This is a genomic window from Lentzea sp. NPDC042327 (genome assembly GCF_040647275.1).
GTDB lineage: Bacteria > Actinomycetota > Actinomycetes > Mycobacteriales > Pseudonocardiaceae > Lentzea.
Genome location: NZ_JBEZBX010000019.1, coordinates 91,821 through 112,236 on the forward strand (window position 1 = coordinate 91,821; position 20,416 = coordinate 112,236).

21 protein-coding genes are annotated in these 20,416 nt (G+C 70.5%); 12 read left to right on the forward strand and 9 right to left on the reverse strand.

Going from position 1 to position 20,416, the window contains the following annotated elements; translation table 11 throughout:
• The first annotated feature begins 36 nt into the window (after positions 1–36).
• Positions 37–336 carry a hypothetical protein gene (locus tag AB0A63_RS35195; RefSeq protein ID WP_360399135.1) on the forward strand — a complete coding sequence of 100 codons (300 nt, stop codon included), beginning with the start codon at positions 37–39 and terminating at the stop codon, positions 334–336.
• A gap of 176 nt (positions 337–512) precedes the next feature.
• Complete coding sequence (locus tag AB0A63_RS35200; protein WP_360399138.1) at positions 513–3,593, forward strand: S8 family serine peptidase; 3,081 nt, start codon at positions 513–515, stop codon at positions 3,591–3,593.
• A 57-nt stretch (positions 3,594–3,650) separates the two neighbouring features.
• Here the strand turns inward: AB0A63_RS35200 and hemQ are convergent, their stop codons facing one another.
• Genes hemQ through hemE form a run of 3 tightly spaced genes read right to left on the reverse strand, consistent with a single transcriptional unit; the run spans position 3,651 to position 6,867 of the window.
• Positions 3,651–4,343 carry a hydrogen peroxide-dependent heme synthase gene (gene hemQ, locus AB0A63_RS35205; RefSeq protein WP_360399141.1) on the reverse strand — a complete coding sequence of 231 codons (693 nt, stop codon included), beginning with the start codon at positions 4,341–4,343 and terminating at the stop codon, positions 3,651–3,653.
• A 23-nt stretch (positions 4,344–4,366) separates the two neighbouring features.
• Positions 4,367–5,794, reverse strand: coding sequence for a protoporphyrinogen oxidase (gene hemG / locus AB0A63_RS35210; protein WP_360399144.1), 1,428 nt, complete (start codon positions 5,792–5,794; stop codon positions 4,367–4,369).
• Positions 5,794–6,867: a uroporphyrinogen decarboxylase gene (hemE, locus tag AB0A63_RS35215; RefSeq protein ID WP_360399147.1), complete on the reverse strand. Its 1,074-nt coding sequence runs from the start codon at positions 6,865–6,867 to the stop codon at positions 5,794–5,796. Before hemE ends, hemG begins: the two co-directional genes overlap by 1 nt.
• Before the next feature lie 53 nt (positions 6,868–6,920).
• Between hemE and AB0A63_RS35220 the strand changes: the two genes are divergently transcribed.
• On the forward strand, positions 6,921–7,466 hold the full coding sequence (locus AB0A63_RS35220) for a DUF3000 domain-containing protein (RefSeq protein ID WP_229813237.1): 546 nt from the start codon (positions 6,921–6,923) through the stop codon (positions 7,464–7,466).
• Between the two features lie 156 nt (positions 7,467–7,622).
• On the opposite strand, the gene AB0A63_RS35225 is transcribed toward AB0A63_RS35220, so the two are convergent.
• The gene (locus tag AB0A63_RS35225) at positions 7,623–8,768 is read right to left on the reverse strand and encodes a dipeptidase (RefSeq protein ID WP_360399150.1); all 1,146 of its coding nucleotides are present in this window, start codon (positions 8,766–8,768) and stop codon (positions 7,623–7,625) included.
• A 318-nt stretch (positions 8,769–9,086) separates the two neighbouring features.
• Between AB0A63_RS35225 and AB0A63_RS35230 the strand changes: the two genes are divergently transcribed.
• The 3 genes from AB0A63_RS35230 (at position 9,087) to AB0A63_RS35240 (ending at position 11,811) form a co-directional block, all read left to right on the forward strand.
• On the forward strand, positions 9,087–9,740 hold the full coding sequence (locus tag AB0A63_RS35230; protein ID WP_181320591.1) for a response regulator transcription factor: 654 nt from the start codon (positions 9,087–9,089) through the stop codon (positions 9,738–9,740).
• A gap of 70 nt (positions 9,741–9,810) precedes the next feature.
• Entirely contained in the window at positions 9,811–11,067 is a 1,257-nt protein-coding gene (locus tag AB0A63_RS35235; RefSeq protein WP_360399153.1) for a ribonuclease D, read from the forward strand.
• A 216-nt stretch (positions 11,068–11,283) separates the two neighbouring features.
• Positions 11,284–11,811 carry a GNAT family N-acetyltransferase gene (locus AB0A63_RS35240; RefSeq protein ID WP_360399156.1) on the forward strand — a complete coding sequence of 176 codons (528 nt, stop codon included), beginning with the start codon at positions 11,284–11,286 and terminating at the stop codon, positions 11,809–11,811.
• 128 nt (positions 11,812–11,939) lie between these two features.
• Here the strand turns inward: AB0A63_RS35240 and AB0A63_RS35245 are convergent, their stop codons facing one another.
• Positions 11,940–12,578 (reverse strand): MerR family transcriptional regulator, encoded by a 639-nt coding sequence (locus AB0A63_RS35245; protein WP_360399159.1) that lies wholly within the window; start codon positions 12,576–12,578, stop codon positions 11,940–11,942.
• 59 nt (positions 12,579–12,637) lie between these two features.
• Between AB0A63_RS35245 and AB0A63_RS35250 the strand changes: the two genes are divergently transcribed.
• The 4 genes from AB0A63_RS35250 (at position 12,638) to AB0A63_RS35265 (ending at position 17,376) form a co-directional block, all read left to right on the forward strand.
• Positions 12,638–13,519, forward strand: a complete 882-nt coding sequence (locus AB0A63_RS35250; RefSeq protein ID WP_360399162.1) for a hypothetical protein — start codon at positions 12,638–12,640, stop codon at positions 13,517–13,519.
• Positions 13,516–13,965, forward strand: coding sequence for an ABA4-like family protein (locus tag AB0A63_RS35255; protein WP_360399165.1), 450 nt, complete (start codon positions 13,516–13,518; stop codon positions 13,963–13,965). Before AB0A63_RS35250 ends, AB0A63_RS35255 begins: the two co-directional genes overlap by 4 nt.
• Positions 13,966–14,056: 91 nt before the next feature.
• On the forward strand, positions 14,057–15,271 hold the full coding sequence (locus AB0A63_RS35260; RefSeq protein ID WP_360399168.1) for an acetyl-CoA C-acyltransferase: 1,215 nt from the start codon (positions 14,057–14,059) through the stop codon (positions 15,269–15,271).
• Complete coding sequence (locus tag AB0A63_RS35265; RefSeq protein ID WP_360399171.1) at positions 15,268–17,376, forward strand: 3-hydroxyacyl-CoA dehydrogenase NAD-binding domain-containing protein; 2,109 nt, start codon at positions 15,268–15,270, stop codon at positions 17,374–17,376. The genes AB0A63_RS35260 and AB0A63_RS35265 overlap by 4 nt, the downstream gene beginning before the upstream one ends.
• A 45-nt stretch (positions 17,377–17,421) precedes the next feature.
• Here AB0A63_RS35265 and AB0A63_RS35270 read toward each other — a convergent pair whose 3' ends face one another.
• Positions 17,422–17,739 (reverse strand): hypothetical protein, encoded by a 318-nt coding sequence (locus AB0A63_RS35270; protein WP_360399174.1) that lies wholly within the window; start codon positions 17,737–17,739, stop codon positions 17,422–17,424.
• 59 nt (positions 17,740–17,798) lie between these two features.
• Here AB0A63_RS35270 and AB0A63_RS35275 point away from each other — a divergent pair, with 59 nt between their 5' ends.
• Complete coding sequence (locus AB0A63_RS35275) at positions 17,799–18,377, forward strand: HAD domain-containing protein (RefSeq protein WP_360399177.1); 579 nt, start codon at positions 17,799–17,801, stop codon at positions 18,375–18,377.
• Here the strand turns inward: AB0A63_RS35275 and AB0A63_RS35280 are convergent.
• From AB0A63_RS35280 to AB0A63_RS35290, 3 genes are read right to left on the reverse strand one after another with little or no spacing between them, the layout of a single operon-like run.
• Complete coding sequence (locus AB0A63_RS35280) at positions 18,328–18,834, reverse strand: DUF2199 domain-containing protein (protein ID WP_360399180.1); 507 nt, start codon at positions 18,832–18,834, stop codon at positions 18,328–18,330. The genes AB0A63_RS35275 and AB0A63_RS35280 overlap by 50 nt on opposite strands.
• 50 nt (positions 18,835–18,884) lie before the next feature.
• Complete coding sequence (locus AB0A63_RS35285) at positions 18,885–19,295, reverse strand: type II toxin-antitoxin system VapC family toxin (RefSeq protein ID WP_360399183.1); 411 nt, start codon at positions 19,293–19,295, stop codon at positions 18,885–18,887.
• The gene (locus AB0A63_RS35290; RefSeq protein WP_360399186.1) at positions 19,283–19,579 is read right to left on the reverse strand and encodes a type II toxin-antitoxin system prevent-host-death family antitoxin; all 297 of its coding nucleotides are present in this window, start codon (positions 19,577–19,579) and stop codon (positions 19,283–19,285) included. Before AB0A63_RS35290 ends, AB0A63_RS35285 begins: the two co-directional genes overlap by 13 nt.
• Before the next feature lie 72 nt (positions 19,580–19,651).
• On the opposite strand from AB0A63_RS35290, the gene AB0A63_RS35295 reads away from it, so the two are divergent.
• Positions 19,652–20,365, forward strand: a complete 714-nt coding sequence (locus AB0A63_RS35295; protein ID WP_360399189.1) for a DUF72 domain-containing protein — start codon at positions 19,652–19,654, stop codon at positions 20,363–20,365.
• The last annotated feature ends 51 nt before the right edge of the window (positions 20,366–20,416 follow it).

The window sequence follows — 20,416 nt, forward strand, 5'->3', positions numbered from 1 at the left end:
GCACGCAAAAGGCTTGCCGCGCGACAGGCGGAACTGTTGAATGCATTGCTCACGGGCACCCCCGCACCTGCGGGGTTCGACGAACGACGCATTGAGGTCGAACGGCGCGCGTTGCTCGCGAAACGCCGGGGCATCGTGCGGATGCTGGGCCCGGAGGTCGCACACGAGCTGGGCGACCGGTTCCGGCCGCTCTTCGACCGGTATGCGCTGGCCAACCCCCGCAAGGCGGGGTCACGGGCCCGCGAGGACGCCGCCGCGTTCGCCGACTGGCTGCGCGCCGCCGGTGAGCTGCAGGCGCCGCCCAGGTCGCGCTGGAAGTTCTGGCGGTCGCGCTGACGGGCACGGAGAAGCCGCAGGAGAATACCCCGTTCAGCCCTGTGTGATCCGGGCCACCCTCGATACGTTCGAAAGCGTCGGGGGACCTTTTTCGCCTTGCCTTCGCTTTTCCGCGGAAGGCCTTCCGGCCTGCGCGGACCACAGCGCGCAGCAATTCGAACCACGAGGGGATTCGAATGCGCGGCAAAACGAAAGTGCTGGGCGCCGCCTTCGCGGCGCTCACCCTGACCGCCCTGCCGGCCACCGCTGCCACCGCGGCACCGACCGGGAACCAGCCCGCCCAGGCCGTTGACGAGGTCACTCTCGTCACCGGTGACAGGGTGCTGCTCGGCGCGGGACAGCGGGTGCTCGGCATCCAACCCGGCGAGGGCAGGCAGGACATGACGTTCCGGACGCACCGCGGTGCCGACGGGCACACCCTGGTCGTCCCCGGCGACGCGATCGGGCCGCTGGCGGCGGACCGGCTCGACCGCAGGCTCTTCGACGTCACCACGTTGCTGGAGTTCGGCTACCGGGACCGGATGCCGTTGGTCGTGGACGGCCGGGCCAGGCTCGGCGCGCGCACGACCGGCGACTGGGGCACGCTGCGGTCCGGTGCGGCCAAGGTCTGGCTCGACGGCATCCGCAAGCCGGTCCTGGACCGCAGCGTGCGGCAGATCGGCGCACCCGCGGCCCACCAGCGCGGCATCACCGGCAAGGGCGTGAAGGTCGCCATCGTCGACACCGGTGTCGACGAGAACCACCCCGACCTCCGCGGCCAGCAGGTCGCCGAGCGGAACTTCACCACCGACCCGGACAACACCGACAACGTCGGCCACGGCACGCACGTCGGGGCGACCGTCGCGAGCCACGACGTGAAGTACGGCGGCGTCGCACCCGGCGCGCAGCTGCTCGACGCCAAGGTGTGCGTCGAGTCCGGCTGCCAGGAGTCGTGGATCCTCGACGGCATGCGCTGGGCGGCCGAGCAGGGCGCCCAGGTGGTCAACATGAGCCTCGGCGGCAGCGACACACCGGAGGTCGACCCGCTGGAGCAGGCGGTCAACGACCTGACCGCGCGGTACGGCACGTTGTTCGTCATCGCCGCGGGCAACTCCGGCGGGACGGGCACGGTCGGCTCCCCCAGCACGGCCGAGGCCGCGCTCTCGGTGGGTGCCGTCGACCGCGACGACAAGCTCGCGCCGTTCTCCAGCAGGGGCCCGCGCACCGGGGACAGCGGTCTCAAGCCCGAGGTGACCGCGCCGGGCGTCGACATCGTCGCGGCGGCCGCGGGCACCAACGGCGAGCACGTCGCCGCCAGCGGCACGTCGATGGCGACCCCGCACGTGGCGGGCGCGGCGGCGTTGCTGCGCCAGCAGCACCCGGAGTGGACGCCCGCCCAGGTGAAGTCGGCGCTCGCGACCACGGCCAGGCCGGCCGCCGGCGTCAGCGCGTTCGACCAGGGCGCCGGCCGCATCGACGTGGCGAAGGCCGTCGAGCAGGTGCTGACCGCCGACGTCGTCGCGCTGAACCTCGGCCGGCACGAGTGGCCGCACGCCGACGACGAACCGGAGACCAAGCCGGTCACCTACACCAACCCGACGGACGCGCCGGTCACGCTGGACCTCAGGATTGACACGACCGCTCCGGCGGGCATGTTCACGCTGGGCGCCACCAGGGTCACCGTTCCCGCGAAGGGCACGGCGGCGGTGCAGGTCACCGGCGACACCCGCGTCGGCGGCAAGGACGGCACGTACACCGGCGTGGTCGTGGCGACCTCCGGCTCGCACACCGTCCGCACTCTCGTCGGCATCGACCGCGAGGTCGAGTCGTACACCCTCACGGTCGACCTGACCGACCGCGCGGGGCAGGACCCGGCGAGCTCGATCACGTTCGTCGACGGCCTCGACTCCACCGGCTTCAAGGTGCTCGTCGGCGCCGGTGACCAGAAGATCCGGCTGCCCAGGGGCACCTACGTGCTCGACTCGTCGATCAGCACCCCGGAGCACCTGGACGTGCTCCTCCACCCGACGGTGGCGGTGACGGGCGACCTGACTGTGCGGCAGGACGCCCGGCTCGCGCAGCGGATCGACGTGCGGGCACCGGAACCGCCCGGCTCGTTCGTCGTCGGTGAGCTGAGCTGGCAGCGCACGTACGGCGACCGCACGGTCGGGGCAGGCATCCTCTCGTTCGGCGGCTTCGAGGGGGTGGCGGCCGCGCAGATCGGCGGTCCGCTCCCGCCGCGCGAGCTTTCGTCGCTCACGGCCCTGCACGCCAACTCGGCGGCCGACCCGGCGACCTACTACCGGCTCGCCTACCCGGTCGGCGGCAGCCTGCCCACCGGCCTCACCCGCACACCGCGCAAGGAGGACCTCGCGCGCGTCGAGACCGCCATCGGTGGCCTGAAGCCGGGCAGCACGGCGACCAAGGGCGAGTTCCCGTTGACGGTGCACGGCCTCAGCGGCTCCTCGGCGCTCTACCCGGTGCCCTCCGGCGCCAAGGCGGTCGACTACCTGACCACCGAGGACCTGCGCTGGCAGTCCGTCGTGAGCACCCAGCACGCCAACGGCGCGCAGGAACGCGTCATCTCCGGCCCGCGCACCTACGCACCCGGCCGCACCCACCAGGAGCACGAGGTCGTGCCGGTGTTCTCGCCGGCGCTGCCGGAGTCGCCGTACCCGTTCGCCGAACGCCTGCGGGACGAGCTCTACTTCGGCGTGCCGATGCTGGGCGACGGCAACCACGGCAGTGGCACGTCCACTGTGGACACCGCCCGCACGGCCCTGTACCGGGAGGGCACCCTGGTCGGTGAGCTGCCGCAGAGCGGTGGCCTGTTCGAGGGCCTGCCCGCAGGTGAGGCGGACTACCGCGCCGAGATGAGCCTCGACCGCGGCTCGCGGTTCGAGCTCAGCACGCGGGTGTCGGGCAGGTGGACGTTCAGGTCCAAGGCGACCGGTGAGCAGCGTTCGGTGCTGCCGCTGTCGGTCGTGCGGTTCGCTCCGAAGCTCGACGCCAACGGCGCCGTGCCCGCCGGGACGTTGCAGCGCCTCGGTCTGCTCACGCAGTCGCAGGGCGACACTGGCGCGGTGCGCATCACCGGTGTCGAGTACTCGTTCGACGACGGCGCGTCGTGGCGTCGTGCAGGAGTGGTCGGCACCAGTGCGCTCGTTCACCACCCGGCGGACGCGAAGTGGGCCTCGCTGAGGGCCACTGCGGTCGACGCGAAGGGCGGCACCGTCGAGCTGACGGTCATCCGCGCCTACCGGGTGGCCGCGCAGTAGCCGGGTGACGCGAAAGGCCGCCCGGAGGTGCTCCGGGCGGCCTTGTCGTCGTCAGGGCTACGGGAGGTTGAGCACCAGCTCGGCCGCCGGGACGCGGGTGCCCGTGTAGAACGGGATCTCCTCGCGCACGTGCAGCCGCGCCTCGGTGCCGCGCAGGTGGCGCATCAGGTCGACGATGCGGTGCAGCTCGTCGGCCTCGAACGCGAGCAGCCACTCGTAGTCGCCCAGCGCGAACGACGCGACGGTGTTCGCGCGCACGTCCGGGAAGTCGCGGGCCTCCTTGCCGTGGTCCGCCAGCATCTTGCGGCGGTCCTCCTCCGGCAGCAGGTACCACTCGTAGGACCGCACGAACGGGTACACGCAGATGTACTTGCGCGCCTCCTCACCCGCGAGGAACGCGGGGATGTGGCTGCGGTTGAACTCCGCGGGGCGGTGCAGGGCGACCTGCGACCACACCGGCGTGGAGACCTTGCCGAGCGGCGTGCGGCGGAAGCCCGTGTAGGCCTGCTGCACCTGCTCGATCTCCTCGGCGTGCCACCAGATCATGAAGTCCGCGTCGGCGCGCAGACCGGCCACGTCGTAGACGCCGCGGACGACGACGCCCTTGCCCTCCAACGCGTCCAGGTAGTTCTGGGTCTCGCTGGCGGCGGCACTGCGGTCCTCGGGCAGCTTGCCGGGTTCGACCCGGAACACCGACCACATCGTGTAGCGGATGGTGTCGTTGAGCTCGTTGTAGTTCAGGCGCGCCATACGTCCATCTTGGCACGCGCCGCTCAACGCCGGACGCGGCCCAGCAGGTGGGCTGCGACACGGGCGGCGGCCGAGTCTGCGGTGGCGATGCACGCGGGCACGCCCACGCCGTGCAGGGTGGCACCCGCCACGGCCAGGCCCGGCACGTCGCCGATGCCCTTCTCGATCGCCTCCACCAGGTCGACGTGACCGACGCCGTACTGCGGCAGCCCACCGCCCCAGCGCTGCACCACCGAGTCGACCGGGGTGGCGTTGACGCCGGTGAGCTCGTACAGGTCGTTGCGCACGGCCTTCACCAGGTCGGCGTCGCTGCGCTGCAGCAGCGCCGTCTCGCCGTGGCGGCCGACCGAGCCGCGCAGGAGCACCGGTTCGCCGAGGTGGCCCCACTTGCGGCTGGAGAACGTGAACGCCTTGGCGGTGAACGGGGTGATGCGGTCGGAGTACCGCTCCCCCTCCGCGATCAGCACACCGGAGCGGTCCGGCAGCTCGGTGCCCGGCGGCAGTGCGAGCGCCACCACGGCCATGGAGGCGACCTCGACCTTGCCGTACGCGGCGGACACCTGCGGCGCGATCTCGGCGAGCAGCTTGCGCGACGCCGGCGCGGGCACGGCGAGCACGACGCCGTCGCACTCCAGGTACTGCGGGGTCGCGGCCGAGCCGATCTCCAGCCGCCAGCCGTCGCCCAGCCACGACAGCACGCGCACCGGCAGGCCCAGGCGCACCTCGGGCCTGGCGACCTCGGCGAGCCGGTCGACGAGGGAGGAGACACCGCCGTCGAGGCTCGCGAACACCGGCGGCCGCGCGGCACGGGGCTGCGGCGGCGCGGGCATGATCATCGCGGCGGCGGCGAGCAGTGAGCCGACGCCCTTGTCGAGCAGGGTGGCGATCTGCGGCATCGTGGCGCGCAGGCCGAGCTCGTCCGCGCGGCCCGCGTAGACGCCGCCGAGCAGCGGTCCGACGAGCCGGTCGGCGATCTCGGGGCCGAACCGGTCCTTCATCAGCGCGCCGACCGCGACGTCACCGCCGCGCAGGTCGACCGGCGGCAGCGTCGGTTCCATCTCGACCCGCAGCGCGCCCTCGGACGACAGCAGGTGCCGCACGGTCTCGACGCTCGCCGGGACGCCCATGAACGTGTGCGCGGGCAGCCGGTGCGTGCGCCCGGCCGCGTGCACGGTGGCCTTGGCGCCGGTGGGGTGCACCACCCGGCCGGTGAGGCCGACCTCGTCGATCAGCTCCTGCGCCTCGGGCTTGCGGTGCAGGAAGGCCTCCGCGCCCACGTCGAACCGCACCCCGGCGAGCTCGACGGTGCGCAGCTTGCCGCCGAGCCGGTCGGACTGCTCGATGACGGTGATCCGCGCGTCGGGCCCGAGCAGCATCCGCAGCCGGTGCGCGGCGGCGAGACCGGAGATGCCACCTCCGACGACGGCGACCCTGGGTGCTCTTGCGTTCATTACAAGCTGTGGATCAGTTCGACGGTCCGGGTGATGATCTCCGGATCGGTGTCGGGCAGGACGCCGTGGCCGAGGTTGAAGATGTGGCCTGCGGCGGCCTTGCCCTCGGCGTGGATGCGGCGCACCTCGCGTTCGACGGCCGCGAAGCCCGCGAAGAACAGCGCCGGGTCCAGGTTGCCCTGCACCACCGGCTTGGGCAGCTCGGGGTGGGCCCGCTCGAGCCGCTCGACCGCGACGTCGAGGGGCAGGCGCCAGTCGACGCCGACGACGTCCGCGCCGGCCTCGCGCATCGCGGGCAGCAGCTCGCCGGTGCCGACGCCGAAGTGGATCCGCGGCACGGTGCTGATCGTCTCCAGCACCCGCTTCGAGTGCGGCAGCACGAACTCGCGGTAGTCGCGCTCGGACAGCGCGCCCGCCCACGAGTCGAACAGCTGGACGGCCTGCACGCCCGCGTCGAGCTGCGCGTGCAGGAACGCCGCGGTGATGTCGGCGATCTTCGCGAGCAGCGCGTGCCACAGCTCGGGGTTGCCGTGCATGAGCGCCTTGGTGCGCTCGTGGTTCTTGCTCGGCCCGCCCTCGACGAGGTAGGAGGCGAGCGTGAACGGCGCGCCGGCGAACCCGATCAGGGCGACCTCGGCGGGCAGTTCCTTCAGCAGCAGCCCGATCGCGTCGGCGACCGGCTGGACCTGCTCGGCGTGCAGCTGCGGGAGCGCGTTCACGTCGTCGAGCGTCCGCACCGGGTTCGCGACGACGGGCCCGGTGCCGGCGACGATGTCGAGGTCGACACCGGCGGCCTTGAGCGGCACCACGATGTCGGAGAACAGGATCGCGCCGTCCACGCCGTGCCGCCGGATCGGCTGCATGGTGATCTCGCAGACCATCTCCGGGTCCATGCAGGCGTCGAGCATCGCGGTGCCCTGGCGGAGCGCCCGGTACTCGGGCAGCGACCGTCCCGCCTGCCGCATGAACCAGACAGGGGTGTGCGACGGGGTGCCGCCCCGCGCGGCCACGAGAAGGGGTTGCGCAAAATCAGACACAGTCAAGCCATCTCTCTCTTTCTTCCATGGTCCCACGTCTCGGCGTGCCGCCGTCACTCGGTCGGTTTGCGAGGCATACAGTCAGTTGCGTGACCGAGCCGGAAATCTTCCGCCGGGCGGTGGGGACGCTCAAGTCGGTTCGCCACAGGCCCGAGATCGAACTCACCGAGGTTCGACCGCCGCAGCGGCTCGCGCCCTGGGCGTACGCGTTGACAGCGGAGGTCACCGGCCCGTCCGACGAGCTGTCGACGGGCAGGCTCGTGCTGCTGCACGACCCGGACGGCGACGAGGCGTGGGGTGGCGTGCTCCGCGTCGTCGCCTACGTGCGCGTGGAGCTCGACCACGAACTGGCGTCGGACCCGCTGCTGCCCGAGGTCGGGTGGTCGTGGCTGACGGAGGCGCTGGAGCAGTCGGGTGCCCGGTTCACCGCGCTGGGCGGCACCGTGACGCAGACGTCCTCGGCCCGCTTCGGCGACATCGCCGGCCCGGCCCGCACGGACGACCTGGAGCTGCGCGCCTCGTGGACCGCCCTCGACGGCGAGCTCGCCGAGCACGGCACCGCGTTCTACGAGCTGATGGCCACGGCCGTGGGCCTGCCCCCGGTCGGCGTGACCATGTTCGGTCAGCGCTCCTGACCTACCCGGTACACCACCCGACGTTCCCACCGATATATCAGCGCGCCCGCAGCACCCCTTGCAACTGGTCTTTTACGGTCGTCGTCAAAAGACCAGTTGCAAAACAGCAGGTGAGCTAGCTGCATGCGGGCGAGGCGAGCTCGCCCGTTGCAACGATCAGTTGTCGGCGTCGTGCAACACACGCAGCACGTTCGCGCCGGCGAGCTTCGTGCAGTCGTCCTCGGACCAGCCCTTGTCGAGCAGCGCGCCGAGCAGGTTCGGGTACGTCGAGACGTCCTCGAGCCCCTGCGGGAGCGCCGTCACGCCGTCGTAGTCGCCGCCGAGGCCGAGGTGGTCGATGCCGACGACCTCGCGGGCGTGCTCCAGGTGCGTGACGACGTCGTCGAGCGTCGCGCCCGGCTTCGGGTGCTCCCGGACCCACTCCTCGCTGAACGTCTTGCGCTCGCCCATGTCGGCATGGCTCGCGCCGGCGGCCGTCATCGCGTCACGAAGGGCTGCGTCCCATTCAGCGACACGGGGCGACACGAAGTCCGGAACGAATGTGATCATGGCCACACCGCCGTTGTCCCTGAGCTTCACGAGGACGTCGTCCGGGATGTTGCGCGGGTGGTCCGCGACGTGGCGGCACGACGAGTGGCTGAAGATGACGGGCTTGACGCTCGTGTCGAGCGCCGCGTGCATCGTGCTGGGCGCGACGTGGCTGAGGTCGACGAGCATGCCGATGCGGTTCATCTCGCGCACGACCGCACGGCCGAACTCGGTCAGCCCGCCGTGTTCCGGCTGGTCAGTGGCGCTGTCAGCCCACGGCGTGTTGTCGTTGTGGGTGAGCGTCATGTACCGGACACCCAGGCGGCGCAGTGCGCGCAGGACGCCGAGTGAAGAGTTGATGGAATGTCCGCCCTCAGCCCCGAGGAGTGACGCGACACGCCCGGAGGAGAAAACTTTTTCGGCCTCGGCCGCAGTGGTCGCGATCCCGAGGTGGCCGGCATACCGCTCCGCCAGCTCGTAGACGAGCTCGACCTGCTCCAGCACGGCGGTCACAGCTCCGTCGCCGGCGAGCCTGCCGGGAATCCAAACGGACCAGAACTGCATGCCCAGACCGCCCTCGCGCATTTTCACGAGGTCCGTGTGCAGGTCCGGATGACGTTCGGTCAGATCGATCTTGGCGGCGGTCGTGAAGACGTCCTCGCCGGTTCCCTCGCCGAACTCGCGCAGTGCCCACGGGAGGTCGTTGTGGCCGTCGACGAGGGGCACACGCTGCAGCAATGCCCGCGCTCGTTCACGACCGGCAGAACTCGGCACAACCAACTCCTAGATGTCGTTCCGGAAGGGGTCCGCGTTACACCCCCTATCCAGTTGTCATCCAATCGTGTGACACATGAGGCCATCTGTCACAACTCAATAGGGATAGATACCCGATTGATCGTCCCGTAGACCCGCATGGGCGGCTACGCTGCCCCAGACGACACCACTTTCGGTCGATCAGTGGCGCGGCTGATTGGACGAAAGTCTCCGGTGCCGGTCGGGGGGCACGACCGACTCCAGGGAGGTAGTGACGTGGCTGCCGTCGGCTTAGGTCAGGCCGTTCGTACCACGCCAGCCGGCTCGTTGCCGGCGAACATGGTCCCGCACCCGCGGGAAGAGCTTTTTTCAGTGCTGGTGGTCGACGACCACCCACTGCTGAGGGAGGCGATATCAGCTCGGCTCACCCAAATGGGAGCCGGGACAGTGCATGAGGCCGCATCGGTGGCAGAGGCTCGGGCGCGGGCACTTGCAACCGGACCGTGCGACCTCGCGATCCTCGATCTGGGCCTGCCGGATGGCACCGGCATCGACCTGGTCACGGAGCTCCGTGCCCAGGGCTGGCCCCGCATCGTGGTCCTCGCATCCTCCGACGACCCCTACGCGGTCAGGTCGGCCTTCCAGGCGGGCGCCCAGGCGTACCTCCTGAAGTCCGCCTCTCCGATGGTGGTCACCGACGGGGTGCGCAGGGTTCTCGACGGCGGCGTTTACGCAGATCCGAGCGTGGCACCAGTACTCGCAGCGGGTACTCGGGTGCCGGGCACCGACAACACGCCGCGGGAACTCTCCGCACGTGAGGTCGAGGTGCTCCAGCTGGTCGCCGATGGCCAGAGCAACAAGGAGATCGGCGAGGCTCTGAGCCTGTCCGCGTTGACGGTGAAGTCTCACCTGTCGCGGATCGGCCGGAAGCTGGGCACCGGGGATCGCGCTCAGATGGTCGCGCTGGCCATGCGTGCCGGCGTGATCCGTTAGACACCGGTTTGAAGCACTGAACCGGCCGAGAACACCTGTGAGTGGTGCGATCGTCGTAGGGTCTTCCGCTGTGGATGTACCCGCCGACGAGCCAACCGCACCAGCCGGACCCGGTCCGGTACCGCTGACGGAACCTGCTGATGGGGTTCCGCCGGTGGTCGCCGATCCTTCTGCGCTCCGGCGAGCCGCTGACGCGCTCGCCGGGGCGGAGGGCCCGGTCGCGGTGGACACCGAGCGAGCCTCGGGCTACCGCTACTCACAGCGTGCCTATCTGGTGCAACTGCGCCGGGAAGGCGCCGGCACCTGGTTGGTCGACCCGATCGCCCTCGGCGGACGGCTCGACCCCCTGGTGGAGGCGTTGGAGGGCACCGAGTGGGTGTTGCACGCAGCGTCCCAGGACCTGCCGTGCCTCGCCGAGCTCGGGCTCCGACCTGGCGTGCTGTTCGACACCGAGCTGGCGGGCAGGCTGGCTGGGTTCGAACGCGTCGCATTGGGCACGCTGGTCGAGCGGCTGCTCGGCTATCGGCTGGAGAAGGGGCACGGCGCGGCCGACTGGTCGCGCCGCCCCCTTCCTGCCGACTGGCTGACGTACGCCGCTCTGGACGTGGAGCTGCTCGTGCAGCTGCGCGACGTTCTCGAAGCCGAGCTGGAGCGCCAGGGCAAACTCGCCTGGGCGCTCGAGGAGTTCGAGGCGGTACGGACGGCGCCGTTGCCGCGCCCCCGTACCGACCCCTGGCGGCGCACGTCGGGCATCCACCGCGTGCGCAACCAGCGCCAGCTCGCACTGGTCCGCGCGTTGTGGGAAGCCCGCGACGCCGTGGCCCGCGAACGCGACATCGCTCCAGGCCGAGTCCTCCCGGACTCCGCCCTCATGGAGGCCGCCGCCCGCAACCCCGCATCGGAAGCCGAGCTGCTCGCGCTCCCGGTGTTCCGCGGTCGCGCCCAGCGCCGGATGTCCGGCACCTGGATGAACGCCCTGCGACGCGCCTCGGCGCTGTCCAAGGCGGAGCTCCCCGAACCCGCCGGCCAGCACGACGGCCCTCCCCCACCCAACCGCTGGGCGGACAAGGACCCGGACGCCGCGGCCCGGCTCGCCGCCGCCCGCGCGGCACTCGCGACCATCGCCGAGGCCAACACCCTGCCGGTGGAGAACCTGCTGCTGCCCGACCTGGTGCGCCGCACCTGCTGGCAGCCGCCCGCTGACCTGTCCCCCGAGTCCGTGGCCGCCGTGCTGCGCGAGGGAGGGGCGCGGTCGTGGCAGGTCGAGCTGACCCTCGATGCCCTGGCGAAGGCCCTCACCGCGACAGCACCCCCGCCGGCGTCCTGACCATCCTGTCGCCGGGACGGGCCGGCCGCGCACGAAGTACTTGGCGCGGCCAGCCCGCCCCGGTCTCTGCCCGACCCCGCCCGCAGCCAGTCAGGCACACACCTCACCCGATATATCAGTCCCGAGCTGCCACTGACCTGCACCTTTGCAACGAGTCTTTGGACGACGACGGCAAAAGAACCGTTGCAAGGGGTGTGGTCGGGGATGATCAGCTGCGTGACGAACGACGGCAGCTCGCAGGTCAACGCGGAGATTCGCACGGGTCGGCTGGACCTGGTGCCGTTGCGCGTCGAGCACGCCGCGGAGATGGCCGAGGTGCTGGCGGACCCGGCGCTGCACGCGTTCATCGGCGGAACCCCGTACGCACCGGACGAGCTCGCGGCGCGGTACCGGCGGCTGGTCGCGGGATCGCCCGACCCGGACGTGCGGTGGCTGAACTGGGTGATCCGGCTGCGCGAGACCGGCGAGCTCGCCGGCACCGTCCAGGCGACGGTCACCGCGGCCGACGCGACAGCCGAGATCGCCTGGGTGGTCGGCACGCCGTGGCAGGGCCGTGGCATCGCGAGCGAGGCAGCGCGCGGACTCGTCGAGTGGCTGCGCACGCAGCCGGTGCGGACCGTCGTCGCGCACGTCCACCCCGAGCACCACGCGTCGGCCAAGGTGGCTGCGTCGGCCGGGCTGACCGCCACCGGCGAGTTGCACGACGGCGAGGTTCGCTGGCAGCTACTTCTGCACTCACGCTGACACCCTTGCAATGAGTCTTTTGACGACGTCCGCAAAAGACTCATTGCAAGGGTGCAGGTCAGCAGCGCCCGAGCTGGATGCGTAGCTGCGCGGGCAACTGATATATCGGCTGCGCGAGCTACCGGAGCTCAACCGTCGAAGCCGTCGCCGATCACCTCGCGGGACACCTGCACGTGCGCGAGCCGGCGCACCGCCTTGATCACGGCGTCGCCGATGAGGGTGCCCACGACCATCGCCTCGATGACCGCGTCGGAGGAGCCGCGTCGCGCGATGTACTCGAGGTCGGCCCGTGCGATGAGCCGCATGCCCTCCAGGTAGGGGTCGAGCAGCTCCTCGAAGTGGTCGTGCCCGACCGACCGGGCCGCGGACAGGGCGGCGGCGAGCATGCGGGTCACGTTGCTCTCCGCAACGTCGGCGCACTCGGTCTCGCCGTGCCGTGCGAAGAACAACTGAACGTCCCGCACGGCGAGCGGGTCCAGCTCGACCGAACCCGGCTGGCTGATGGCCTCCTGCACGGCACCGAGCTTGTTGTGCAGCGAGTCGTCACGGGTGTCGACCGCGGCGAGCACCTCCCGCACGGCCGCGATGGAGAGGCCGCCGACGTCGACCAGCGCCCGCACCAGCCGAAGCCTGCGGAGGTGCTCCTCGTCGTAGTGCGCCTGGTTCGGGCTGGTCAGCACGCCGGCCGGCAGCAGTCCCTCGCGCAGGTAGTACTTGATCGTCGGCACCGGGACGCCACTTCGCTTCGCAAGCTCGCCAACACGCATATGGATAGTGTAACTTCCGGATAGCAGACAGTACCGCTATCCATTCAGGGGGCAGAGAGATGGCTCGCACGTGGCACCGTCCGTTAGTCCTGTTCGGCTGGTCGATGGTGATCCTGGTCCCGGTGGCGCTCCTCGGGCTCTTGCTCGACGACCGCACGGTCGTGAACTCGCCGATCTGGCTCAAGCCGCTCAAGTTCGCCGTGTCTCTGTCGGTCTACGCGTTCACGCTCGCCTGGCTGCTCACCTACCTGAAGCGGTTCCAGCGCGTCGGCTGGTGGGCGGGCACCGTGCTCGCGGTCGCCGGCGCCGCCGAGATGGTCGTGATCGTCGGTCAGGTCGTGCGCGGCAAGCGCAGCCACTTCAACTTCGAGACGCCGCTCGACGCGGCCCTGTTCTCGATCATGGGCTCGACGATCGTCGTGCTCTGGGTGACGCACGCGATCGTCGCGGTCCTGCTGTGGCGCACCGAGATCGAGAACAGGGCGCTCGCGTGGTCGATCCGGCTCGGGCTGGTCATCTCGTTCCTGGGCCTCGGCGTCGGCTTCCTGATGACGCAGCCGAAGCCCGGCCAGGCACTCGACGGCGACACGCTCGGCGCCCACACGGTCGGCGCGCCCGACGGCGGTGCGTACATGGCGCTCACCGGCTGGAGCACCGAGCACGGCGACCTGCGCGTCGGGCACTTCGTCGGCATGCACGCGCTGCAGGTGCTGCCGGTGGTCGTCGCCCTGCTCGGGCGCCGTGCCAACGCCCGGTTCGCCTGGGTCGCGAGCGGGTCGTTCCTGGGGGTCTTCCTGCTCGTGACGTGGCAGGCGCTGCGCGGTCAGTCACTGGTCCAGCCCGACGGCACGACGCTGCTCGCGCTCGCCGGGATCATCGTCGCGACCGCACTGGGTGTGGTGTGGGCGCGTGCACCGAAGAAGGAGCTCGTTCCCGCATGACCGCCACGCTGTTCGACCTGACGTTCCTGGTGGCCGCGCCGTTCTGGGCGCTCATGATCTTCGCGCCGAAGTGGTCGTGGACGCGGCGGATCGCCGAGTCGTACCTGATCGTGCTGCCCGCGGTCCTGATCTACGTGGTGCTGGTCGTCCCGGAGCTGCCCGAGGTCTTGCCGCTGGTCACGCGGCCGGAGATCGGATCGCTGGCGGCGTACCTGGCCACGGACGTCGGCACGGCGGTCGTGTGGGCGCACATGCTCGCGTGGGACCTGTTCGTCGGACGCTGGATGTACCTCGAAAGCCGCCGCCTGGACGTCAACCCGCTGATCATGGCACCCGTTCTGGTGATCACGATCCTGCTGGCCCCGGTCGGGTTGCCGCTCTTCCTCGTTGTCCGCAAGGTGTGTGACACAACGAACAGGGGCGCCACGGTGGTTACCGGCCAGTAACTAGGGCTAGAGTTGGCGTTACCGACCGGTAGGGATGTCGCGCACCCCCGCCGGAGTGGACAGAGTTGTCACCACAAGTGGAGGAGACGCCGTGGCCGCACCAGCAGCGCCGGCACGCGTTCGGAACGTGGTCTTCGTCGACGGCGTCCGCACGCCGTTCGGCAAGGCCGGCCCCAAGGGGATTTTCGCCGAGACCCGTGCCGACGACCTCGTCGTCAAGGTCATCCGTGAGCTGCTGCGCAGGCACCCCGAGCTGCCGCCGGAGCGCGTCGACGAGGTCGCCATCGCCGCGACCACGCAGACCGGTGACCAGGGCCTGACGATCGGCCGGACCGCGGCGCTGCTCGCGGGCCTGCCGAAGTCGGTGCCCGGCTACGCGATCGACCGCATGTGCGCGGGTGCGATGACCGCCGTCACCACGGCGGCGAGCGGCATCGCGTTCGGCGCCTACGACGTCGTCATCGCGGGCGGTGTCGAGCACATGGGCCGCCACCCGATGGGTGAGGGCGTCGACCCGAACCCGCGCTTCCTGTCGGACAAGATCGTCGACCCGAGCGCGCTGGTCATGGGCCAGACCGCGGAGAACCTGCACGACCGGTTCCCGGAGATCACCAAGGACCGCGCGGACGCCTACGCCGCCGCCTCGCAGGCCAAGTACGCGGCCGCGGTAGCCGCGGGCAAGATCGGCCCCGAGCTGGTGCCTGTCGCGACCCGGTCCGCCGAGCACGGCTGGGGCCTCGCGACGGCCGACGAGCCGCCGCGTCCGGGCACCACGGTCGAGGACCTCGGCAAGCTCAAGACGCCGTTCCGCCCGCACGGCCGGGTCACCGCGGGCAACGCGGCCGGTCTGAACGACGGCGCGACCGGCGCGATCCTGGCCGAGGAGGAGACCGCCCGCGAGCTCGGCCTGCCGATCGGCATGCGCCTGGTGGGCTACGCGTTCCAGGGCGTCGACCCGTCGGTCATGGGTGTCGGCCCGGTGCCCGCCACCGAGCGCGCGCTGTCCCGCGCGGGCCTGTCCATCGAGGACATCGGCCTGTTCGAGATCAACGAGGCGTTCGCCGTGCAGGTGCTGGCGTTCCTCGACCACTTCAAGATCGCCGACGACGACCCGCGCGTGAACCAGTGGGGCGGCGCCATCGCGACCGGCCACCCGCTGGCCTCGTCCGGCGTGCGCCTGATGACGCAGCTGTCGCGTCAGTTCGCCGAGCGGCCGGACGTCCGCTACGGCCTCACCACCATGTGCATCGGTATCGGCATGGGTGGAACGGTCATCTGGGAGAACCCGAACTGGAGTGGCAAGTGACCATCACCGCTGAGGAAGCAAAGGCGATCTTCCCCGACGAGGTCGTCACCCACGCCAAGACGCGTCTGATCACCGTGCCCGGCCTCGACAAGCCGGTCGCGTTCATCACGATCGACAACGGCTTGGACCACACCCGTCCGTCGACGTTCGGCCCGCAGTCGCTCGTCTCGCTCGGCGCGGCGTTCGACGAGGCCTACGCGGCCTCCCCCGCCGCCATCGCGGTGACCGGCAAGCCGTTCATCTTCGCCGTCGGCGCGGACCTGTCCGCCGTCGAGCAGGCGTCGGACCGTTCGCAGGGCGTGGCGATCGGCAAGCTGGGCCACGACGTCTTCAAGAAGTTCACCGACTCGGACATCCCGACCTTCGCCTTCGTCAACGGCGCGGTCATGGGCGGTGGCCTCGAGCTCGCGCTGTCGTGCCACTACCGCACGCTCGCGTCGAACGCGGCGGCGATCGCGCTGCCCGAGGTGTTCCTGGGCCTGTTCCCGGGCTGGGGCGGCACGCAGCTGCTGCCGAACCTGATCGGCGCCAATGACGCCGTGACGGTGATCTTCGAGAACGCGTTGAACCAGAACAAGATGCTCAGGCCGGCCGACGCGCTGAAGCTGGGCATCGCGGACGTGCTGTTCGACTCCGCGGACTACCTGGAGCAGTCGCTGCTGTGGCTGTCCGGTGTCGTGCGCGGTGAGATCACGGTGCCGCGCAAGGAGATCGACCGCGGCGAGGCGTGGGACGCCGCCGTCGCGCGGGCCAAGGCCATCGTCCACGGCAAGACCAAGGGCGCGGCCCCCGGTGCGGAGAAGGCGCTGGAGCTGCTGGAGCTGGCGCGCGAGAACGACCTGGAGAAGGGCTACGCCGCCGAGACCGAGGGCCTCGCGGACCTCGTCATGAGCGACGAGCTGCGCGCGGGCCTGTACTCGTTCAACCTGGTGCAGAAGCGGGCCAAGCGCCCGGCCGGCGCACCGGACAAGTCGCTGGCGCGCAAGGTCACCAAGGTCGGTGTCGTCGGCGCGGGCCTGATGGCCTCGCAGATGGCGCTGCTGTTCATCCGCCGCCTGCACGTGCCGGTCGTGCTGACCGACATCGACCAGGCGCGCGTGGACAAGGGCGTCGGCTACGTGCACGCCGAGATCGACAAGCTCGCGGGCAAGGGCCGGATCTCGCCGGACGAGGCGAACCGCCTCAAGGCGCTGGTGTCCGGCTCGCTCGACAAGGCCGCGTTCGCCGACGCCGACTTCGTGATCGAGGCCGTCTTCGAGGACCTCGCCGTGAAGCAGCAGGTGTTCGCCGAGGTCGAGGAGCACGTCTCCGCCGAGGCGATCCTGGCCACGAACACGTCGTCGCTGTCGATCACGGACATGGCGTCGAAGCTCAAGCACCCCGAGCGGGTCGTGGGCTTCCACTTCTTCAACCCGGTCGCGGTCATGCCGCTGCTGGAGATCGTGCGCGCCGAGCAGACCGACGACGCCACGCTGGCCACGGCGTTCGCGGTCGGCAAGCAGCTCAAGAAGTCCTCGGTGCTCGTGAAGGACGCGCCCGCGTTCGTCGTGAACCGCCTGCTGACCCGCTTCATGGGCGAGGTCATCAAGTCGGTCGACGAGGGCACGTCGTTCGAGGTCGCCGACAAGGCCACCGAACCGCTGGGCCTGCCGATGTCGCCGATGATCCTGCTGCAGCTGGTCGGTTCCGCCGTCGCGCTGCACGTGTCGGAGACGATGCACGGCGCGTTCCCCGACCGCTTCTCGGTGTCGGAGAACATGAAGAAGTTCGTCGCCGCGGGCAAGGGCGCCGTCTGGCAGTGGGACTCCTCCGGCAACCAGACCGTCGACCCCGAGGTCCTGGCGCTGTGGGAGTTCGGCTCCTCCCCGCTCACGGGCGAAGAGGTCAAGACGCGCGCGCTGGAGGCGCTGGCCGAGGAGATCCGGATCATGCTCGACGAGGGCGTGGTCGCGGAGGCGCAGGACATCGACCTGTGCATGATCCTCGGCGCCGGGTGGCCGTTCTGGCTGGGCGGCATCACGCCGTACCTGGACCGCACCGGCATCTCGGAGAAGGTGACCGGCAAGCGGTTCCTGGCTCCCGGCGTGGCCTCCGTCCCCGCCTAGTCGCTGCACGGTGAAGCCCGGCTCCCCTTCTGCGGGGGCCGGGCTTCACTCCGTTTCGGGCCGGTAATGCTCCACGCTGCCGTCCGGCCGGATGAAATAGGCGTCGATGTTCGTGGCCCGCAACGTCACCTCGGACCCCGCCACCAGGTCCCGGTACCGCAGCAGGTCCGGCAGGCCGAGCGCGACGACGTCGAACGGGTGCTTCTGCCGCAGCATCAACGCCCTGCGCAACGCCTCGCTGAACGCCCTGCGCGGCGAGCCGTCCTCCTCGGGAACCTCTACCAGCGCACCGTCGAGCTGCCGTTCGAGCGCGGCCCGCACGTGGGCCGCCGTCCCCGATGTCACGATCTCCGCGAGAGTCATGTGACCCGTATCGGGATGATTCGCGGGATCATTAGCGTTCGGGATGTTTCGATCACGTCATGTTCCCGCGACCCGCAATCCTGGTCGACGTCGACGGGCCGCTGAACCCGTACGCGGCGAAACCGACCCGCCGTCCCGCCGGCTACCACACCCACCGCCTGCGCCCCGCGGGTTTCCACCGCCCGCTGCGGGTGTGGCTCGACCCGTCGCACGGGCCGTGGCTGCTCTCACTGGCCGCCGCGACCGGCGCGGACCTGGTGTGGGCGACGACGTGGGAACACGAGGCGAACGAGTTCATCGGGCCCCGGCTGGGCCTGCCCGAGCTGGAGTGGATCGACTTCGGCGGCCGCGGGTCGGAGCACCACGACGGTCGGCACGGCAAGGTCCCGGCGATCACGGCGTGGGCCGGTGAACGGCGGATCGCGTGGCTGGACGACGAGTTCCAGCGGCGGGACGCCGAATGGGCGGCGGCACGACCCGGCACGCTGCTGGTGCCCGTCTCCGCGCGGACCGGCATCGGGATCGACCACCTGGAGCAGGTGCTGGCGTTCCTGACCGGCACCCCCAAAACCACCGAAGCCACCGATGTCACCGGTGCAGGGCGAACTCCGCGAACTCCTGGACGCGCGCGACGGTGATGCCCTCGCGCTGCTCCACCGCGAGCGGGTGGTCGGTGGGTTCCAGCTCGATGATCGGCCGGATGCCGCGCTCCTGCGTGTGCAGGTTCGTCTTGAGGTTGAGCGTCGTCGGCTCGTAACCGGGCAGGGCCACCGACAACCAGCCGAAGTACGGCGGCTCGTGCACACGGCCGGGGTCGTCGAACACCTCGCCCATGCGCGCGAAGTTGTCCTTCGACAACGACACCCAGGCGCCCCACTCGAAGTTCTCGTCGGCGTCACGCACCGGCAGCACGATGCGGCCGCGCACGAAGAAGTGCTCGTTGTCGATCACGCACATCTCGTCGCCCAGGACGTTGCCGGGTTTTCCCGCGAACTCATCGGACCAGTAGGCCGGCGCGGCCAGCAGTTGAGCGAACGGCAGACCGCCGTGTTCCTGACCGCAGCAGGTGCAGGTGAAGCCCTTCGTGACCGACATGCGGGCAGCCTAGAGGGGAACGTTGCGTCTCAAACGGCTTTTGGCGATGTTCAGGTCTGGCGCACCGGCACGACCTCGACGAGGCGGTCCAGGTCCGCGAAGTCCTTGACGTTCATGGTCAGCACCGGCATCCCCGCGGCGGCCGCGGTCGCGGCGATCTGCAGGTCCATGCGCCGCGGCCGGGGTGAGCGCCCCGCCCTGCGCACCAGCGACGCCATCTGCCCGTAGAGCTTGGCCTCCTCCAGGCCGAACGGCAGCACCTCGAACTGCTGCTGCGCGGCGTAGAACCGCTCGGTGCGCGCGAACCGCTCCACCGGGTCGTCGGTGTCGAGCCCGAACGCCAGCTCCGCGATCGTGACGGCGCTCAGGAACGGCTGCGCCTGCACGTACGGCCCCAGATCGACGTGCTCAAGGCGGATCACCACGCCCGTGTCGAGCAGGGCCCGGTTCACCTCTGCCACGGGTCGTCCGCCGGGTCGTCCTCACCGAAGACCTCGTCGGCCGCACGCCGGTCGGCCTCCCAGCGCTCCGCGTCCACCGCCGGCAGCTGCCGGAACGCGTCCTGCACGGCACCGAGCCGCACCCGCGGCTGCTCGTGCCACCTCACGTCGACCCGGTACGGCGACAGCTGGGCGACCGGCTTGTTGTTGCGGGTGACGACGAAGCTCTCCCCCGCCTCGACCCGCCGCATGATCTCCGCGTTGTCGTTGCGGAGCTGCCGTTGTCCGATAGCAGTGGGCGACATAGCACCAACGTAGCACTTCTGCCCAAAAAGCGCTACGGAGTAGCTACAGCCCGCCGCGGTTACCCCGCTTCCGTGATCAGAATCGGCACGTCGGGCTGGCGCTACCCCGAGTGGCGCGACGGCTTCTACCGCGGCATCCCCCAACGCCTGTGGCTGACCCACCTGGCCTCCCACGTCGCCACGATCGAGGTCAACAGCTCCTTCTACCGCCTCCAGCCACCCGCCTACTACCGCAAGTGGGCCACCGAGACCCCGGCCGGCTTCACGTTCGCCGTGAAGGGCCCGAAGCTGATCACGCACGACAAACGCCTGCGCCACACCGAGGACGCGCTCAAGGCGTTCACCGACACCCTCGCCCTCGGCGACAAGCAGGGCCCGATCATCTGGCAGCTGCCACCGTCCCTGCGCTTCGACCGCGGCCTGCTGCAGGACTTCCTCGCCGCGCTGCCACCGGGCCGGCACGCCCTCGAACCGCGCCACGAGTCGTTCCGCACCGACGCCTACTTCGACCTCCTGCACGCGCACAACATCGCCCACGTGGTGTCGGACGCCCCGACGTTCCCGTGCATCGAGGCCGTGACCGCGGACTTCGCCTACGTGCGGCTGCACGGGCACGACGAGCTGTACATCAGCTCCTACAGCGAGGACCAGCTCGACGAGTGGGCGCGCAAGGTCGAGGAGTGGGACCGCGACACCTACGTGTACTTCGACAACACGATGCACGGCGCCGCGCCCAGCAACGCACTCGCTCTCATGGCCAGGTGCACATCCGAAGCGCGGCGTTGAGGAACATTCCGGCCCTGATGTTCGATGCTCTTCCCGAAGGCCCGCCGTCGT

Excerpts from the sequence above, each read along its gene's own strand:
- AB0A63_RS35200 (WP_360399138.1), top strand. The coding sequence starts at position 513 with ATGCGCGGCAAAACGAAAGTGCTGGGCGCCGCCTTCGCGGCGCTCACC.
- hemQ (WP_360399141.1), bottom strand. The coding sequence starts at position 4,343 with ATGGCGCGCCTGAACTACAACGAGCTCAACGACACCATCCGCTACACG.
- hemG (WP_360399144.1), bottom strand. The coding sequence starts at position 5,794 with ATGAACGCAAGAGCACCCAGGGTCGCCGTCGTCGGAGGTGGCATCTCC.
- AB0A63_RS35230 (WP_181320591.1), top strand. The coding sequence starts at position 9,087 with ATGGTCCCGCACCCGCGGGAAGAGCTTTTTTCAGTGCTGGTGGTCGAC.
- AB0A63_RS35245 (WP_360399159.1), bottom strand. The coding sequence starts at position 12,578 with ATGCGTGTTGGCGAGCTTGCGAAGCGAAGTGGCGTCCCGGTGCCGACG.
- AB0A63_RS35250 (WP_360399162.1), top strand. The coding sequence starts at position 12,638 with ATGGCTCGCACGTGGCACCGTCCGTTAGTCCTGTTCGGCTGGTCGATG.
- AB0A63_RS35255 (WP_360399165.1), top strand. The coding sequence starts at position 13,516 with ATGACCGCCACGCTGTTCGACCTGACGTTCCTGGTGGCCGCGCCGTTC.
- AB0A63_RS35270 (WP_360399174.1), bottom strand. The coding sequence starts at position 17,739 with ATGACTCTCGCGGAGATCGTGACATCGGGGACGGCGGCCCACGTGCGG.
- AB0A63_RS35275 (WP_360399177.1), top strand. The coding sequence starts at position 17,799 with ATGTTCCCGCGACCCGCAATCCTGGTCGACGTCGACGGGCCGCTGAAC.
- AB0A63_RS35280 (WP_360399180.1), bottom strand. The coding sequence starts at position 18,834 with ATGTCGGTCACGAAGGGCTTCACCTGCACCTGCTGCGGTCAGGAACAC.
- AB0A63_RS35290 (WP_360399186.1), bottom strand. The coding sequence starts at position 19,579 with ATGTCGCCCACTGCTATCGGACAACGGCAGCTCCGCAACGACAACGCG.